The sequence below is a fragment of the Actinomadura sp. NPDC000929 genome (assembly GCF_040492065.1).
Lineage (GTDB): Bacteria > Actinomycetota > Actinomycetes > Streptosporangiales > Streptosporangiaceae > Spirillospora > Spirillospora verrucosospora.
On sequence record NZ_JBEUPA010000092.1, the window covers coordinates 1 to 17,099 of the forward strand.

Annotated in this window: 14 protein-coding genes; 7 read left to right on the forward strand and 7 right to left on the reverse strand. The window is 71.2% G+C overall.

Translation table 11 applies throughout. From position 1 onward, the window contains the following. The 3 genes from ABWI04_RS27190 to ABWI04_RS27200 form a co-directional block, all read right to left on the reverse strand. On the reverse strand, positions 1–848 hold an 848-nt coding region (locus ABWI04_RS27190; RefSeq protein WP_353834221.1), incomplete at its 3' end, for a nucleotidyltransferase family protein. Between the two features lie 34 nt (positions 849–882). After that, positions 883–2,031 carry a glycosyltransferase family 4 protein gene (locus ABWI04_RS27195; protein WP_353834222.1) on the reverse strand — a complete coding sequence of 383 codons (1,149 nt, stop codon included), beginning with the start codon at positions 2,029–2,031 and terminating at the stop codon, positions 883–885. Positions 2,032–2,190: 159 nt separating this feature from the next. Beyond that, entirely contained in the window at positions 2,191–2,895 is a 705-nt protein-coding gene (locus tag ABWI04_RS27200; RefSeq protein ID WP_345177699.1) for a class I SAM-dependent methyltransferase, read from the reverse strand. A gap of 66 nt (positions 2,896–2,961) precedes the next feature. On the opposite strand from ABWI04_RS27200, the gene ABWI04_RS27205 reads away from it, so the two are divergent. Then, a complete protein-coding gene (locus ABWI04_RS27205; protein WP_353834234.1) occupies positions 2,962–3,948 on the forward strand; it encodes a lysylphosphatidylglycerol synthase transmembrane domain-containing protein in 987 nt (328 codons plus the stop codon). After that, positions 3,945–4,268, forward strand: coding sequence for a thioredoxin (gene trxA / locus ABWI04_RS27210; RefSeq protein WP_179837481.1), 324 nt, complete (start codon positions 3,945–3,947; stop codon positions 4,266–4,268). The genes ABWI04_RS27205 and trxA overlap by 4 nt, the downstream gene beginning before the upstream one ends. A 30-nt stretch (positions 4,269–4,298) precedes the next feature. Here the strand turns inward: trxA and ABWI04_RS27215 are convergent, their stop codons facing one another. The 4 genes from ABWI04_RS27215 to ABWI04_RS27230 all read right to left on the reverse strand — a co-directional run bounded on the left by ABWI04_RS27215 (position 4,299) and on the right by ABWI04_RS27230 (position 9,848). Next, positions 4,299–5,501, reverse strand: coding sequence for an RNA-guided endonuclease InsQ/TnpB family protein (locus tag ABWI04_RS27215; protein ID WP_353834223.1), 1,203 nt, complete (start codon positions 5,499–5,501; stop codon positions 4,299–4,301). Between the two features lie 154 nt (positions 5,502–5,655). Then, positions 5,656–6,732 (reverse strand): glycosyltransferase family 4 protein, encoded by a 1,077-nt coding sequence (locus ABWI04_RS27220; RefSeq protein WP_353834224.1) that lies wholly within the window; start codon positions 6,730–6,732, stop codon positions 5,656–5,658. A gap of 4 nt (positions 6,733–6,736) precedes the next feature. Then, complete coding sequence (locus ABWI04_RS27225; RefSeq protein ID WP_345177881.1) at positions 6,737–7,669, reverse strand: glycosyltransferase family 2 protein; 933 nt, start codon at positions 7,667–7,669, stop codon at positions 6,737–6,739. A gap of 112 nt (positions 7,670–7,781) precedes the next feature. After that, positions 7,782–9,848 (reverse strand): hypothetical protein, encoded by a 2,067-nt coding sequence (locus ABWI04_RS27230; RefSeq protein WP_353834225.1) that lies wholly within the window; start codon positions 9,846–9,848, stop codon positions 7,782–7,784. Positions 9,849–9,973: 125 nt separating this feature from the next. Here ABWI04_RS27230 and ABWI04_RS27235 point away from each other — a divergent pair, with 125 nt between their 5' ends. From ABWI04_RS27235 to ABWI04_RS27255, 5 genes are all read left to right on the forward strand, one after another. After that, on the forward strand, positions 9,974–10,825 hold the full coding sequence (locus ABWI04_RS27235) for a TIGR03089 family protein (RefSeq protein WP_345177691.1): 852 nt from the start codon (positions 9,974–9,976) through the stop codon (positions 10,823–10,825). 117 nt (positions 10,826–10,942) lie between these two features. Further along, entirely contained in the window at positions 10,943–12,364 is a 1,422-nt protein-coding gene (locus ABWI04_RS27240; RefSeq protein ID WP_345177689.1) for an LCP family protein, read from the forward strand. 96 nt (positions 12,365–12,460) lie between these two features. Continuing rightward, positions 12,461–13,543, forward strand: a complete 1,083-nt coding sequence (locus ABWI04_RS27245; RefSeq protein WP_345177687.1) for an acyltransferase family protein — start codon at positions 12,461–12,463, stop codon at positions 13,541–13,543. 56 nt (positions 13,544–13,599) lie between these two features. Next, a complete protein-coding gene (locus ABWI04_RS27250) occupies positions 13,600–14,760 on the forward strand; it encodes an acyltransferase family protein (protein ID WP_353834226.1) in 1,161 nt (386 codons plus the stop codon). 95 nt (positions 14,761–14,855) lie between these two features. Next, positions 14,856–17,033, forward strand: a complete 2,178-nt coding sequence (locus ABWI04_RS27255; RefSeq protein WP_353834227.1) for a bifunctional glycosyltransferase/CDP-glycerol:glycerophosphate glycerophosphotransferase — start codon at positions 14,856–14,858, stop codon at positions 17,031–17,033. Positions 17,034–17,099: the final 66 nt, after the last annotated feature.

The window sequence follows — 17,099 nt, forward strand, 5'->3', positions numbered from 1 at the left end:
CGGACGGCGGTGACCTTGTCGGCGCACATCGCGGCCGACACCTCGGCGTTCTTCAGCGCGAACGTCCCGCCGAACCCGCAGCACTCGCCCGTGAGAGCGAGGCGCTCGCCCGGCTCGCCGGGCATGGCGGGAGACGCCAGGGCGCCGAGGACGAGGTCGCGCGAACCCCGGACGAAGGCCTCGGGGGTGCCGACGTCCAGCCAGTAGCCCGACTCGACGTAGCCCATGACCACCGCTCCGGACGAGATGAGCGACGGGAACGTCTCGCGCTCGACGGAGACCACCTCGTGCTCGGGGATCGTGTCGATGGCCGACCGGCGGAAGACGTAGCAGCCCGCGTTGATCTGGTTCGTCACCGGATGGGGCGTCTTCTCCAGGAAGGCGGTGACGCGGCCGTCGCCGGCGGTGGGGACGCAGCCGAACCGGGACGGGTCGTCGACCTCGGTGAGGTGGAGCGTCACCGAGGCGGCGGCGGCCTCGTGCAGCTTCACCTGGGCGCGGACGTCGTGGCCCGACAGGATGTCGCCGTTCAGGATCAGGACCGGGTCGTCCGGGCCGCAGGTGAGGGCGCGCGCGGCGTTGCGGATGGCGCCGCCGGTGCCGAGCGGCTCGTCCTCGCTGACGTAGGCGAGGTCGACGCCGTAGGCGCGGTCGCCGAAGGCGGCCTCGAACATCTCGGCGCGGTAGGACGTGGCGAACACGATGCGCTCGACGCCAGAGGCGTGGGCGCGGGCCAGCTGGTGCGCGAGGAACGCCACCCCCGCCGTGGGGAGCAGGGGCTTCGGGGTGGAGATCGTCAGGGGGCGCAGGCGGGTGCCTTGACCTCCCACCAGGAGGATCGCTTCCACTCGGTTCCTTTCTCCACGCGCGGTCGGAGAGAGCCTAGTGGGTGCGTGCGGCGGCGTACTGGTCCACCGCGCGCTGGTAGGAGGCCAGGTGCGCGTCGGCCGACGCCGACCACGAGAACCGCTCCGAGCGGGTGTGGGCGGCCTCGGCCAGCTCGGCGCGGCGGGACGGGTCGTCGATCAGCGAGGTGAGGGCGGCGCCGATGCCCTCCGGGTCGGGTTCGGTGTAGGCGACCGCGTCGCCGCCGACCTCGGGGAGGGGGCCGCGGTGCGTGGTCAGGACGGGCGCCCCGCAGGACATGGCCTCCAGGACGGGCAGCCCGAAGCCCTCGCCGCGGCTCGGGAGCGCCACGACCAGCGCGCCGCCGAAGAACCCGGGCAGGGCCGGCCAGGGCAGGTAGCCGGGGCGCAGGACGCGCAGTTCCAGCGGGACGGTGGCGAGGGCCGCGTCGACCTCGTCGTCCCAGCCGCCGCTGCCCGCGAGGACGAGCGCCGGCGCGTCCTCGCGGCCGGCGCACGCCCGCACCCAGCCGCGGATCAGGTTCGGGACGTTCTTGCGGGGCTCCAGCGCGCCCAGGTAGGCGACGTAGGGGCGGCCGTGCAGGCCGAGGCGGTCGGAGACGTGCTTGACCTCCGCCTCGGACGGGCGGTGGAAGACCTCGTGGTCGACGCCGTGGTAGGCGACGTCGATGTGGGACGGGTCGGCGCCGAGGATGCGGACCAGCTCGTCGCGCGTCGCGCGGGACGGCGCGATCAGCCGGGTGGCGCGGCGGGCGGCGGTGCGGGTCGCCGACTTGATGTAGGAGGTGCGCACCGGGTCGTGCGGCTCCGGCTCGGCGAACAGGGTGACGTCGTGGATCGTCACCACGGTCGGCAGGCCCGCGCTCACCGGCATCGTGTAGGTGGGCAGGTGGATGACCTCGGCGCCGACGCGCCGGGCCACGTGCGGCAGGCCCGACTGCTCCCAGGCCAGGCGGGTGGCGCGGTGCGAGAGCGTCGCGGGCCCGGCGACCACCTGCGCGCCGGGCACGAGGCCCTCATAGCGTTCGGCGTCCGCACGCTGGCAGGCGACGGCCAGGTCGGCGCCCTGCCGGTGCAAGGCGCACAGCAGCCCGTCCACATACCGGCCGAGCCCGCCGCGGTCGGCAGGCACGGCGGTGGCGTCGAGCAGAATCCGAGGCGCCACGGTCCACTCCCCCATCCAGCGCGGTGGCGTAGATCACTCTTTACTCTCCGAGCGTACGCCCGGAAGGCGCCAACTCGCCGGATCTCGTTCCACGCGATTCATCCGTGAGGGGCCCTCCCCACACGGCCACCGCTTACGCGCCCCGGCCCCCGCGGGGCCTTATCTTTTTCGGGCGCGGACCAGGACGATGCTGCCGCGCTCGTTCGGCGCGGCGCGGTCGGCGAGGGCGACGAGCGGCGTGAGCGGCGCGGCCGCGTTGAAGCCGACCCTGCCGCCGTAGGTGGAAAGGGACAGGTAGAGGCGCTCGGTGGCCGCGGTGCGGAACTGGTAGCTGTGACCGACGAGGTCGAGGCCGCGCTCGTCCATCAGCTTGCGCAGGCTGTCGTGCGTGTAGGTGTGCTGGACGTGGTACTTGGCCTTGTGCGCGTCGCGCAGTTTGGGCCAGGCGTCGGCGCGGCTCAGCACGTCGGCGGACATGAAAATCTCACCGCCGGGCTTGAGGACCCGCGCCATCTCGTCCAGCGACCTGCCGCCGTCGTCGAAGTGCTCGATGGCGCAGACCGACAGGACCGCGTCGAACGAGCCGTCGGCGAACGGCAGCCGCAGCGCGTCGCACTCGATCAGCGCGGGGGCGTGCGCGAGCGTCCGCCCGTAGACCATCTTGCCGCGGGCCAGGTCGATCGAGACGGCCTCGGCGCCGCGCCGGCGCGCGCGGCCGGCCCAGTAGCCGTCACCGCCCGCGACGTCGAGGACCCGCTTGCCGCGCAGGTCGCGCCCCATCCAGTCGAGCAGCGTCCCCGCCTCGCGGTACCGGCACACGTGCACCTGGTGCCCCATGAAGGCGACCACATCCGAAATCTTCATCGCTCCCCAACTCTAGGCGGAGCGGACGGCCGCGAGGTCACGTTCGCCTACGCTGGGCGCGTGAAGATGAAGGTCGTCGCCGTCCGGGCCCTGCGCGTGCTCCTGGTCCTGCTCGCGCTCGCGTTCTGCGGCTACAGCGTGGCGTCCCAGTGGGACGCCGCGGTGGACGCGTTCCGGCAGATGTCGTGGGCGACGCTGGCCGGGGCGCTCGCCGCGGGCCTGGCGGGGCTCTTCGCCTGGATGCTCGGCTGGCGGGAGTTCCTCGCCGGGCTCGGGTCGCCGCTGCCGGTGCGGGCCGTCTTCCGGATCTCGGGGATCAGCCAGCTCGGCAAGTACGTCCCGGGCAAGGTGTGGGCGCTGGTCACCCAGATCGAGATGACGCGCGAGCACAAGGTGCCGCCCGAGCGCAGCTTCGGCTCGACGATGCTGGCGGTCGCGACGTCCACCTCGTGCGGCCTCGCGGTCGCGGCGGTGACGCTGCCGCTGACGTCCGCGGCGGCGCGCCGGGAGTACTGGTGGCTGTTCCTGCTGGCGCCCGTCCTGCTGGCGATGCTGCACCCGAAGATCGTGAGCTGGGCGCTCGGCGTGATGCTCAGGCTCGTGCGGCGGCCGCCGCTGGAGCACCCGGTCGGCCTCGCCGCGACGCTCAGGGCCATCGGGTGGACGGTCCTCGGCTGGGCCCTGTTCGGCGTGCACACGTGGCTGCTGTGCGCGGCCGTGGGCGGCGACGGCAAGGGGCTGCCCTTCCTGGCGACCGGGGCGTACGCGCTGGCGTTCGTCGCCGGCTTCCTCGTCTTCATCGCGCCGGGCGGCATCGGGGCCCGGGAGGCGGCGCTGACGGTCGTGCTGACGCCGGTCCTCCCGGCGGGCGCGCCGGTCGTGGTCGCGATCGCGTCCCGGGTGCTGCTGACCGCCGCCGACCTGCTGATCGCGGGCGCGGCGTTCCTGCTGGGCAGGACGGCCCCGGCGACCGGGAATGAACCGCGCTCCGAGCCGCTTGTGACGGGTACGCAGCCCATGACGGATGCGCAGCCTACGAAGGAGGGACCGTGACGGCCCCGATCACCGTGACCGACGCGACGTTCGCGGACGAGGTCCTGAGCAGTGACACCCCCGTGCTGGTCGACTTCTGGGCCGACTGGTGCGGGCCGTGCCGCATGATCGCTCCCGTCCTGGAGCAGATCGCCGCCGAGCAGGACGGCAAGATCAAGATTGCGAAGATGGACTACGACGCGAACCCTCAGACGCCGGGCAAGTACGGCGTGATGGGACTGCCGACCCTCCTGCTCCTCAAGAACGGCGAGGTCGTGGAGCAGATCGTCGGCGCCAAGCCGAAGCGCGCCCTGATGAAGGTCATCGAACCGCACCTTTGACTTCCTCCCCTCCAGGTTGGGAGGGGAGTGCTACGGCTCGCACCGCAGAGTTTTCTGCTTCGCGGCCGACTGCGGAAGGGAGGGCCCCGGCCGTCTGACATCAGCTCCACAGACATCACCGGGGTCTCCCCTGGCTACGGCTCGACCAGCCGCAAGGATGTTCTTTGCCGCATTGATGTCCCGGTCGTGCCGGGTGCGGCAGCCCGGGCACGTCCAGTGCCGGGTGGACAGGCTCAGTTCCGCGAGCAGGTGCCCGCAGTGCGAGCAGGTCTTGGACGAGGGGTACCACCGGTCGATCACGACCAGGGTCCGCCCGACCCGTTCGGCCTTGTACTCCAACTGGCGGCGAAACTCACCCCACCCGCAGTCGGAGATCGCCTTAGCGAGCCTGCGGTTCTTCACCATGTTGGCGACGGCGAGGTCCTCGATCGCGATGACGTCCGCCCTGCCGACGAGGGAGGTGCTGGTGCGGTGCAGGAAGTCGGTGCGGGCGTTGCGGATCTTGCGGCAGGCGCGGGCGACCTTGATCTTGGCCTTGCGCCGGTTGCTGCTGCCGGGCTGCTTGCGGGCCATGCGCCGCTGGTACCGGGCTAGATTGCGCTGCTTCTTCTCCAGATGGCGGGGGTTGGCGATGCGCTCCCCGTCAGAGGTCACCGCGAAGTCGTTGACGCCCAGGTCGATGCCGATCTGACGCCCGGCGGCCGGCATGGGCTCGGGCTCAGGGGTTTCGACGGCGAAGGTCACATACCAACGGCCGTCCGCTTCCCGGGAGACAACTACCATCGTCGGATCCAACGTGGGCAGGTCCACATCCTCGAACGACCACACCAGTGCTAGCGGCGCCCGGGTTTTGGCCAGCCACAGTTCCCCGTCCTTCATCCGGAAGGCTGAGCGCGTGTAGTGCGCGGACTGGCGAGAGGTGCGGCTCCTGAAGCGCGGGTAGCGGGCACGTCCGGCGAAGAAGTTAGCGAAGGCGGCGTGCTGGTGGCGCAGCGCCTGCTGCAACGGAACCGAAGAAACTTCGTTCAGGAACGCCAGGTCCTCGGTCTTCTTCCAGGCGGTCAAGGCGGCGTCGGTTTCCCGGTAGGAGATTCGCCTGGCATCGGAATGCCAGGCCCGGTGGCGTTCGGCGAGGGTCTTGTTCCAGACCAGCCGGACACAGCCGAATGTGCGGCCGAAGAGGGCCGCCTGATCGGGGTCGGGGTAGACCCGGCACTTGTACGCCGTCCGCATGACCGCGACATTACTAGTGGACGGGAAGGCTGTAAGGATTTCCGGTTACACCGGGGATCGCCCAGCTGCGCCGGACCGCTCGGCCTCACCGTCATCCTTACCCGACCGCCTGATCCCCCTGTCGGGGCCGCTGCCGCCTGCCCGGGCGAGGCGGTTAGTTTTCTGTGAGCGCGTCGAGGTAGGCGGTCCAGAGGGGGCCGTGGTCGACCGGGCGGACGCCGGAGCGGAGGCGCTCCGGCTCGCCCGGCTCGTAGAAGCGGCGCAGGGCCGAGGCGAGGGACGCGACGTCGTCCGGCCGGCAGATGAGGCCGTCGGCGCCGTCGCGTATCTGGGCCGCGAAGCCCCCCACATCGGTGGCGATCACCGGGAGGCCGTGCTCGTGGGCCATCCAGACGTTCTGTGACGCGGTCGCCGTGCGGTACGGCAGGACGAGGGCGTCGGCGGCGGCGAAGAGTCCCGGGACATCGGCGGCGGGGACGTACCCGGGCCGCAGCTCGACCCTCGACGTCAGGTCCAGCGAGCGGATCAGCTCGCGGGTCTCGTCCAGGCCGCCCCAGAACTCGCCCGCGACGGTCAGCGCCACGTCGTCCGGGCCCTCGGCGAGGGCGCGCAACAGGACGTCCAGCCCCTTGTACGGGCGGACGATCCCGAAGAACAGCAGCCGCCGGCGTACCTTGCCGTCGCCGGGCGCGGCGGCGCCGGCCGCGGGCAGGTGCGCGGCCATCTCCGCGACCCGCACCGGCCGCGGGGTGAGCCCCCGCGCCAGGTCGGCCTGCGCCTCGGTGTGGACGAGCACGCCGTCCACCTTGCGGAGCAGGCGCCTCATCAGCGGCTCGTCGTAGGGCTTGCGCTCGTGCGGCAGGACGTTGTGGCACAGCGCCACCACCGGGGTCCGGCCCCGGAGCCCGGCGAGGATCCCCAGGTAGGACGGCACCTGAACGGTGCTCAGCACGACCAGGACGACCAGGTCGCACTCGCTCAGCGCGCGGCCGGTGCGCCACCAGCCGTCCGGGCGGCGCCAGTCGAGCCGGCGCCGGGTGCCGGGGAACGGCTCCCCCTCCGGCTCGGAGATCGTCTGCTGGCCGGGGTACAGGAACGAGGGGTACTGGGCCCGCCACGACTCGATGACGACGTCGTGGCCCGCCGCCGCCAGCCGGTGCGCCAGCTCGGTGGTGTGCCGGGCGCCGCCGCCCTTGTAGGGGAACGCGGGCCCGACGATCGCGACGCGCATGCCGCTAGACGTCGCCGCGCGAGCGGACGATCAGGTCGGCCAGCAGCGCCAGCGACGCGATGATCAACCCCGTCACGAAGATCATGATGGTGTTGTTGGCGAAGTAGCCGAAGTGCACCACCATGTCGAACACGCCCTTGAGCAGGCCGATCACGATCAGCCACAGCGCGGGCGGCATCAGCACCTTGAGCGGGTTGAAGTACATCACCATCCGCAGCACCTGCAGGATGTAGCGGTAGGCGTCCTTGGTGAAGTGGAACTTCGACTTGCCGGCCCGCTTGGCGTAGTCGATCGGCACGTACCGCACCGGGTGCTGGTTCGACAGGAACGCGATGGTGATCGTCGTGACGCAGGAGAACCCGGGCGGCAGCAGCCGCAGGTACGGCAGCGACACCTCGCGGCGGAACGCGCGCAGCCCCGAGTTCAGGTCGGGGATCTTCGTGTTGGTGAGCCGCTCGGCGACCTTGCGGATGAACCACTTGGCGGGCACCCGCAGCGCCTTGTGCGTCCCCTCCTCGGTGGTGCGCGCCCCGACGACCTGGTCGACCGCCGGGTCGGAGTCGAGGAGCTCGACCAGCTCGGGGATCCGGTCGTTCGGGTAGGACATGTCGGCGTCGGTCCACACGACGATGTCGCCGCGGGCCTGCTGGGAGCCGATGCGCCGGACGGTGCCCGAACCGCTGTTGTGCTGGAACGCCATGATGCGCATGTTCGGGAAGCGGGGCGCCGCCTCCTCCAGCCGGGCGAGCGTCGCGTCCGTCGAGCAGTCGTCGACGGCCAGCAGCTCGTAGGTCTTGCCGCTGGCGTCCATCGCCGCGCAGATGCGCTCGACCTCGGCGATCACGTGGTCCTGCTCGTTGTAGCAGGGCAGGACGATCGTGACGTGCACGGCGTCGGAGGCGGCCGGCGGACCGGGCGCGGGCGCCGGCTCCGGCACGGGCGCGGACTCGGACGCGGGCTCCACATCGGCGGGCGGATGGGGCTTCGGCTCGACAGACTGGGTGCTCACGCAGCGCGAGGATACTCGCCCCGGCGCGCATCGGCGGCCACTACGCCCCCGCGGGCTCGGCCGCCCACACCTCCATGGTCAGCCCCCAGGTGCCGCCGGGCGGCCCGGTGAGCGTGCGCCCGTCCTGCCGCGTCACCAGGTGCAGCACCCGCCGCGCCGGCCCGTAGGGGGCGACCTGCTCGGGCCTCGCCGCCATGATCACCGGCCGGCGCCCGGCCTGCCGCGCCCCGGCGGCCACGCGCCGCACGTCCTCGGGCGACGCGGAGCCGGTCGTGCGCGCGGCGGGCAGCCCGCACTCACCGCGGACGACCTGGAGGAACCGGTCGGCGGTGGCCTGCTCGACCATCACGACGGAGGCGCGCGCGGGCAGCGCCCGGCACAGTCCCTCCACGGCGGCGACCTCGCCCTGCTCCGTGCGGGTCACCAGGTAGCCGCCGGACGTCAGCAGGATCGGCACCAGCATCAGCACGAAGCCGGCGACCGTTCCCGCCCGCACCATCCTCGGCCCGTAGCCGAGCCGCCGGACGCGCTTGACGGTCCAGGCCGACGCGAACACCGCGAACAGCAGCAGGCCGGGGATGACGAGGCCGATCAGCCGGCGGGACGCCCACGGGTGGTCGGGCGTGATGCCGGGACGCACCAGCACCTGCGCGGTCGTCCAGACGACCATCGCGTAGGGCAGGAGCCATTCCGGCGACTGCCCGCGCAGCAGCCGCCGCACCAGCAGCGCCGCGCCGAACGTCGCGAACAGCAGCGCGGGGACGCCGATGTACCAGAGGACCCAGTACAGCGACAGCTCGGAGTACTGCCGGGTGCCGTCGACCGGGATGTCCTGGATCTTCTGGATCATCTCGATGAACCGGACGTTCATCGCGTCGTCGCCGGTCGCGGGCGGGCGGCGGACGGTCTGCACCAGCGGCCGGAGCGCGAAGCCCGCCATGACCAGCACGGTGAGGACGGCGGCGGCGCCCGGCAGGCGGCCGCGCGCGACCGCCGTGCCGGCGCGGCGCAGCCGGGTCCCCACCCGGTCGCGGCGCAGCGCCACGACCATGACGACCGTCGCGGCCAGGACGGCCGCGGAGATGGCCGCCAGCGGCACGAGCGAGCCGCGCAGGTAGGAGAGGTAGGGCCGGGACATCGTGAGGCCCTCGACCACGCCGGCGCCCGCTCCGAGCAGCAGGCCGCCGGCCGTCCAGTAGCCGGTCGCCCGTCTGCGCGCGATGAGCAGTCCCGCGAACGCCACCACCGGCAGGACGTCCCGCAGCCCGTCGATGCGGACGAGCACGATCAGCCCGAGCGCGGCCCCGCCGAGGAGCGCCTTGGCGCCGGCGACCCGGCCGTCGGCGGGCTCCCGGCGGACGTCGTACAGCAGCGACAGGCCGCCGAGCAGCAGGACGATGGCGGGCAGCTCGCTGAAGGCGTTGCGGGAGACGTAGAGCATCGGCAGCGTCAGCGCGAGGAGCAGCGCCCCGGCGGGGGCCCAGCGCGGGCCGACGAGGCGCGCGACGAGCCCGGCGAACGACAGCACGCAGCACGCGCCGAGAACCGGGGCCGCCAGCACCATCCCGTGGGCGCCGCCGACCCATCCGGCGGGCGCCAGGACCAGCGGCCACCCCGCCATGAACTGCGGGACGACGGCGCCGCCGTCCTGGTAGAAGGCGGGGCTCGCGAAGGCCAGGGCCGCGTCCGGGCCGCCGAACGCCCGCTCCGACAGCGGGATCGGCAGCGATCCGTGCTTCGCCAGCCACATCGCGAACTGGACATAGGACGCGGGGTCGCGGCGGACGACGATCTGCTCGGAGCACGTGACGACCTGGAGCACCAGGAACGCGGCGGTGACGGCGAACACCGACCACACCGGCCGGCGCCCCACCGCGTCCAGGCCGCCTGGGGCGTTCAGGCTCCCCGGGCGCCCGCCGGGGGCGTCCCCGGGCCCGGTCCGCAGGCCGAGCCACAGCACCAGGGCCGCGACCGGCACGAACAGCGCGACCGCCGGGGCCGGGCGGAACACGCCCGCCATCAGCAGCGGCAGCGACACCGCCAGCCAGGCGACGAGGACCAGCGCCGGGACCGCGGTCGCCCGGACGAGCAGCCGACCAGCGTTCATGATTCCGCCCCGGGCTCGCCGTCGGGGCGCGCGCCCGCCACTGTTCCGTCGTTCACCCGTGCGGAGCGTAGCGGCATCGGCGGGATGGCGGCGCCAGGACGATCATGCGGGCATACGCTCGGACCATGAGCGCACATGCCGGGGCCGCGGACACGCCCGCGGAGCTGCTGCGGCGGCGGGTCGCGGACGACCCGTCCCGCCCGCTGGTCACCTTCTACGACGACGCGAGCGGCGAGCGGGTCGAGCTGTCCGCGCGGACGTTCGGGAACTGGGTGGCCAAGACGGCCAACTTCCTGGTGGACGGCCTCGCCGCCGAGCCCGGCACCCGCGTCGTCCTGGTCCTGCCGCCGCACTGGCAGACCGCGGTGTGGCTCATGGCCTGCTGGTCGGCCGGTCTCGTCGCCGAGCCCGTCGATCCGGAGGACTTCGGCCGCGGCGGCGCCGAACCGGCCGGGGCGTCCGAGCCGTACATCCTGGCGGTGGCGCAGGAGGTGCTGGACGACGTGCTCGCGGACGAGGTGCTCGCAGGAGGGGCCGAGGAGATCGTCGGCCTGTCGCTCCACGCGCTCGGCGGCCCGCTCGCCGACTGCCCGCCCGGGGTGACCGACTACGCGGCGGAGGTGCGCGCGTACGGAGACAGGTTCGCCCCCGGCCCCGGGGCGGATCCGGAGGCCCCCGCGTTGAGTGTGACAAAGGCCACATTCAGCGCGGCGGAGCTGGTGGGCGCGGCACGCGGGGCCGTTGAGAAATGGGAGCTGGACGCACGCGACCGGCTCCTGGTTGACATGTCCTTCACCACACTCGACGGGGTTCTGGCCTGCCTGCTCGCACCACTAGCCTCGGGTGCTTCCGTCATAATCCAACGAAACTTTGACAAAGCCGCCCTAGATCGTCGCCTGACCCTGGAGCATGTGACGGTGGTGGCCGGTACTTCCGGACCGAATGACGAATCCGGCTCCGTGTACCGCCTCCCCTGACCTACGCTTCCCTTTGCCCTCGTCCCGTCCGTTCGAACCATGAGCCACGGGCCGGCCCCATAGCGGGGACGTCCCCCGGACCCCCGGAACCGCCCATACCCCCGGACCTCGGAGCCGATGAACAGCAACCCGATGTACATGGAGTACGTCGACGACGCCGACCCGCAGCCGGCGCCGCGACGCGGCTGGCGCATCCTCGGCTGGGTGTGCATCGGACTGTCGGCGGTCATGGTGGTCGGCTCTCTCACCGCCTACGGCCTGTACCGCCAGGCGTTCGGGAACATCTCGCACGAGGACGTCAACGCCCAGCTCGGCCCCAACCGGCCGAAGAAGCTGAACAGCGCGATGAACATCCTGATGCTCGGGTCCGACACGCGTGAGGGCTCGAACGCCAAGTACGGCCGCTCGATGAAGAACGAGGTGCCGCGCTCGGACACGATGATCCTGCTGCACCTGTCCCCCGGCGGCGGCCAGGCGATGGGCATCAGCTTCCCCCGCGACCTGATGGTCCGGATGCCCTCCTGCAAGAGCCGCAAGGGCGGGGTGGTCCCGGCGCAGACCCGCGCGCAGATCAACTCGTCGTTCAGCAACGGCGGCGCGGCCTGCGTCATCAAGACGATCGAGAGCATCTCCAACATCCGCATCGACCACTTCATGCAGGTCGACTTCAACGGGTTCAAGGCCATCACCAACGCCGTCGGCGGCGTCCCAGTGTGCCTTCCCAAGGATGTCAACGACCCCAAGTCCAAGCTGAAGCTGACCGCGGGCAAGCACAAGATCAAGGGAGAGACGGCGCTCGCCTACGTGCGGGTGCGGCACGGCCTCGGCGACGGCTCCGACACCGACCGCATCAAGCGCCAGCAGAAGTTCATGGGCTCCCTCGCCGGCCAGGCGATGAGCGCGGGCGTGCTCAGCAACCCGCGCCGCATGCTCCAGCTGATGAACGCCGTGACCAAGTCGCTCACCACCGACAAGGAGCTGACGCCGCAGGTCATGATGGACATCGGCAAGGAGATGCAGGGCATGACCACCGGCAAGCTGCGGTTCGTGACCGTCCCGTCCGGGCCCGACCCGCTGGACCCGAACCGGGTGGCGCTCACCCCCGCGGCCCAGCCGTTCTTCTCCGCCGTCCGCAATGACAAGACCGTGCCGAAGGAGCCCAAGCCGGGCGCCACGAAGATCCCGCCGAGCCAGGTGCGCGTGCGGGTCTACAACGGCAGCGGCATCGACGGCCAGGCCGGGCGCGTCGCCAGCGACCTGGAGTCGCAGGGCTTCCAGGTCACCGTCGGCGGGAACGCCCCCTCGCCCACGACCACCACGCAGGTGCTGTACGGTGCCGGTGCCGACCAGCAGGCGCAGACCCTGACCGCGCTGATCCCGAGCAAGCCGCAGGCCGCGGCGCGCACCACGGGCGGCACGCCGGGCGTCGTCGACCTGATCGTCGGCCAGAACTGGACGAACCTGAAGAGCGCCGGCGCCGGCATCCCGAAGCAGCAGGGTGAGATCCGCGCCAGCGACGACATCTGCAAGGAGACCTGACCGGGCAGCCGTATGACTTACACCACCAGGCCCTCGGAGGCCGACGCGGCACAGCGAACCGAACGGCCGCCGTCCACGGAACCCGCGGCGCCCCCCTTGGCGGGGGCGCCGGAGGCCGCGGGCGCCGCCGCCTCCGGAAGCCCGGCCCCGCAGGGCCCAGGCCCCGCGCGCAAGGTCCGCGACCCGTTCTTCGACAACGCCAAGTACTTCGCGATCCTGCTGGTGGTGGCGGGGCACTCCCTGGCCAACCTGCTGAACGTCCCGATGGCCAAGGGCCTCTACCTGTTCATCTACCTGTTCCACATGCCGCTGTTCATCGTGATCACCGGCTACTTCTCCCGGAACTGGACGTTCGCCGGCGGCAAGGCCCGCAAACTGATCACCAACGTCGGGGTGCCGTACGTGGTGTTCGAGTTCGCCTACTCGATCTACGACTGGCTCGCGGGCCGCAACCACCTCGAGATCAGCCTGCTGAACCCGTACTACCTGACGTGGTTCCTGTGCGCGCTGTTCATGTGGCGGCTGTCCACCCCCGTCTGGCAGCAGATCCGCTGGCCGCTCGCCGTCGCGACCGTTTTCGCCCTGCTGTCGTACATGAGCGACCTCGGCGGGACGTTCGACATCCACCGGGTGATCGGGCTGCTGCCCTTCTACGTTCTCGGGCTCTCGCTGAAGCCGCAGCACTTCGAGCTGCTGAAGAAGCCGATCGCCCGGCCGATCGGCGCGGTGGTGCTCGCCGCCGGGCTCGCCGGCACCTACCTCGTCATGGACCACATGTCGCGGGGCTGGATCTACTGGAAGCACCCGAACTTCGAACTCCACGTCGGCAACCTCACCGGCACCGTCGTGCGGATCGCGATGTTCGCCGCGGCGGTCGTGTTCGTCGCCGCGTTCCTCAGCCTCATCCCGCGCGGGCGGTACTGGTTCACCTCCCTCGGGTCCTACACGCTGTACGCCTACCTGCTGCACGGGTTCGTGACCCGGCTGCTCAACTTCACCGGCTGGTGGGACGCCGACTGGATGCACACCCCGACCGGGGTGGTCGTCGTGGTCGCCGGCGCCCTGGTGGTCGGAACGTTCCTGTGCTCCAAGCCCGTCGTGCGGACGATGAGCTGGGCACTGGAGCCGAAGATGACGTGGGTCTTCACACCTCTGAGAAGGCCCGCCCGCTCCCGCTGACGCTCCCCCGCTCCCGCTCCTAACCCCGCTCCCGCAGTACCCGACCCCCCGGAGATATGTCCGACGTCCTCCCCACCCCGCCATCCGCCACGGGCAGTGCGCCTTCCGCCACGGGCAGTGCGCTCGCCCTGCCCGAGGCGCCGCCCGTCCCCGCTCCCCGCCCCGCGCCCGACCCGGCGGCACCGCCGAAGCCGGCGCCCCGCCCCCGGGACGCGTACTTCGACAACGCCAAGTTCTTCACGGCCGTGCTCGTCGTGGTCGGGCACTTCTGGTCCCAGTTCGGGGACAGCCGCGCGGCCCACGCCGCCTATGTCGTGCTCTACGCTTTCCATATGCCGGTCTTCGTTTTTATTTCCGGCTATTTCTCCCGGGGATTCATGCGCTCGACGGACAAGTTCCGCAGCGTTCTCCCCACGCTCGTCGTCCCTTATGTGATATTCATCCTCCTCTACCGGGCGCAATTGATGCTCATCAACGGAGTGCAGTTCCGGCTGAGCGAGCTCTTCCGGCCGCATTTCCTGATGTGGTTCCTGGTGGCGCTCGTGTTCTGGCGGCTGAGCGCACCACTGTGGGGGCACCTGCGCCATCCGGTGGCCGTCTCGGTGGCGTTCTGCCTCGTCGGCGGGAGCTGGGCGTTCACCGCCGACTCCACGCTCAGCCGGACCGCCGGACTGCTGCCGCTCTTCGTCCTCGGGCTGACCGTCGACCCGCGGCACGTGCGGCGGCTGCGCGCCGGATGGGCGCGGTGGGCCGGGCTCGCCGTGCTGGCCGCCGCCCTCCCCGTCGCTTACGTCTGGGAGCTCGGCACGGTCGTCCCGAGGATCGACAGCGGTCTGCTCTACTGGAACCAGGGTTACGATGCCATGGGGTTCGGCACCGTCGAAGGCATGATGTGGCGGCTCGTGGCCCTTGCCTTCGCCGTTCTCCTCGGCGCCGCCTTCCTCGCGAGCATCCCGCGCGACCGAGCCTGGTACACCGAGATGGGGACGCGGACCATGTACGTGTACCTGCTGCACGGCCTCGTCATGAAGACGTTCGACTACACCGGCGTGCTGGACGAGCCCGTCCTGCACGAGCCGTTCGGCATCGTCTCGGTCACCGTGGCCGCCGCCGCGCTCGGCGTCGCCCTCGCCACCGCCCCCGTGCGGCGGGCCACCCGGTGGGCGGTCGAACCCGAGGCGCGGTGGCTCCTTCGACCCGCGCCCGCCAGGACCTGAGGTTCAACCCCGACCTGTGGGTATAGTCCAGAATCACCGAGTAGTTGATTGGCCTTCGCGTGAGCTCTGATCACGATATTTCCCTGAGCATCATCGTGCCCGTGCACAAAGTGCAGGGGTACATCCGGCAATGCCTTGATTCGATCCTTGATCCGGATCTTCCCCATCTTGAGGTCATCGCCGTCGACGACCACTCGCCGGACGGCTGCGGTGAGATCCTCGACGAGTTCGCCGAGCGCGACCCGCGCGTCAAGGTCCGGCACCTCGCCGAGAACGTCGGCCTCGGCCGCGCCCGCAACATCGGGCTCGACATGGCGACCGGCGACTACGTCTGGTTCTTCGACAGCGACGACTACGCGACCGAGGGCGCCGTCCGCGCCATCTGCGACCGGCTCGCCGAGACCCGCCCCGACGTGCTGGTCTTCGACTACGCCCGTGCCTACTGGAACGGCAAGGTCAAGCGCAGCATCATCAACGACCTGTTCCGCGAGCCCCCCGCGCCGGACGTGTTCACCCTGGCGGAGCGGCCGAGCGTCCTCGAGATGATGATGACGGCGTGGAACAAGGCGATCCGCCGCGAGTTCCTGCTCGACCTCGGGCTGCGCTTCAGCGGCGGCTACTACGAGGACGTCAACGTCACCTACCCGATCCTGATGGCCGCCGAGCGCCTGAGCCTGCTGGACCGGGTCTGCTACATCTACCGGCAGCGCCGCCGCGGAGCGATCACCAAGACCGCGAGCGCCAAGCACTTCGACGCGTTCGCGCAGTACGACCGCATCTTCGAGTTCATGGACGGGATGGGGGCGAAGGCCGACCCGTTCCGCACGCTGATGTTCAACCGGACGATCTGGCACCTGCTCGTCATCATCGAGCGGCCCGACCGCGTCCACGAGTCGGAGAAGGCGCGCTTCTTCGCGGAGATGTCGAAGACGTACAACAGGTACGAGCCGGCGGGGCACGTCCCCCCCGACGACAAGCCGTTCCTCGCCGACAAGCACCGCATGATCAAGGCGGGCGACCACCGGGGCTTCGAGCGGGTCCGCGCCGCCGAGGCCAAGGACAAGGCGCGGGGCCGGGGCGGGAAGGCCGCCAAGCTCCGCAGGCGCGGCGTGCTGCTGGGCAAGGAGCTCGCCAAGGAGCGCTACTACCAGATGCAGCGGCGCCTCCCGATCGAGGATGACCTCGCCGTCTTCGCCGCGTACTGGTACCGCGGGTACGCCTGCAATCCGGCGGCGATCTACGAGAAGGTCCGCGAGCTGGCCCCGGACGTCCGCCCGGTGTGGGTCGTCAAGCCCAGGGCCCGCAGGACGATGCCGGAGGGCGTCGACTACGTCGTCGCCGGCTCCGCCGAGTACTACCGGACGCTGGCCCGCGCGAAGTACTTCGTCAACAACGTCAACTTCCCCGACAACTACGTGAAGCGGCCGGGGCAGGTGCACATGATGACGCAGCACGGGACGCCGCTGAAGAAGATGGGCCTCGACCAGATGGAGTATCCGGTCGGCGCCAACGACATGGACTTCAAGGCCCTCATCGCCCGGTCGGACCGCTGGGACTACCTCGTCTCGTCCAACCCGCTGTCGACGGAGGCGTGGGAGCGCGGGTTCCCCTGCGACTACGAGATGCTGGAGATCGGCTACCCGCGCAACGACCGGCTCGTCGCCGCGGACGAGGACGAGCGCACCCGGCTGCGCGCGGAGCTCGGCGTCCCCGCCGGCGCGACCGCGATCCTGTACGCGCCGACGCACCGCGACTACCAGCGCCGCTACACCCCCATGTTCGACATCGGGCGGGTCGCGGAGGCGCTCGGCGAGGGGCACGTGCTGCTGCTGCGGGCGCACTACTACTACAAGATCAAGAACATGGCGGCGGACCTGGGCTGGCCGGAGGGCCGGGTCATCGACGTGTCCAGGCACCCGTCCGTCGAGGACCTCATGATCGCCTCGGACGCGCTGCTCACCGACTACTCCTCGGTGATGTTCGACTACGCCAACCTCGACCGGCCGATCGTGATCTACGCCAACGACTGGGAGACCTACCGGCTCACCCGCGGGGTCAACTTCGACCTGACGGCGACCCCTCCCGGCGTCGTCGCCGCGACCGAGGCCGAGCTGGTCGAGGCGTTCACGTCCGGGGCGGCGTGGGGCGACGCCGCCGCGAAGAACCGCGCGAACTTCAGGGCGCGTTTCTGCCCGTGGGACGACGGGCAGGCGGCCGAGCGCGCCGTGCGCCGCATGTTCCTCGGCGAGAAGATCCCGAACCCGCCGCAGTAGGCCCCGCGCCGGGCCCGCCGCGGCGCCGTCCGGCGCACACCCCCGTCACGCCGAAGGAGTGGGTCG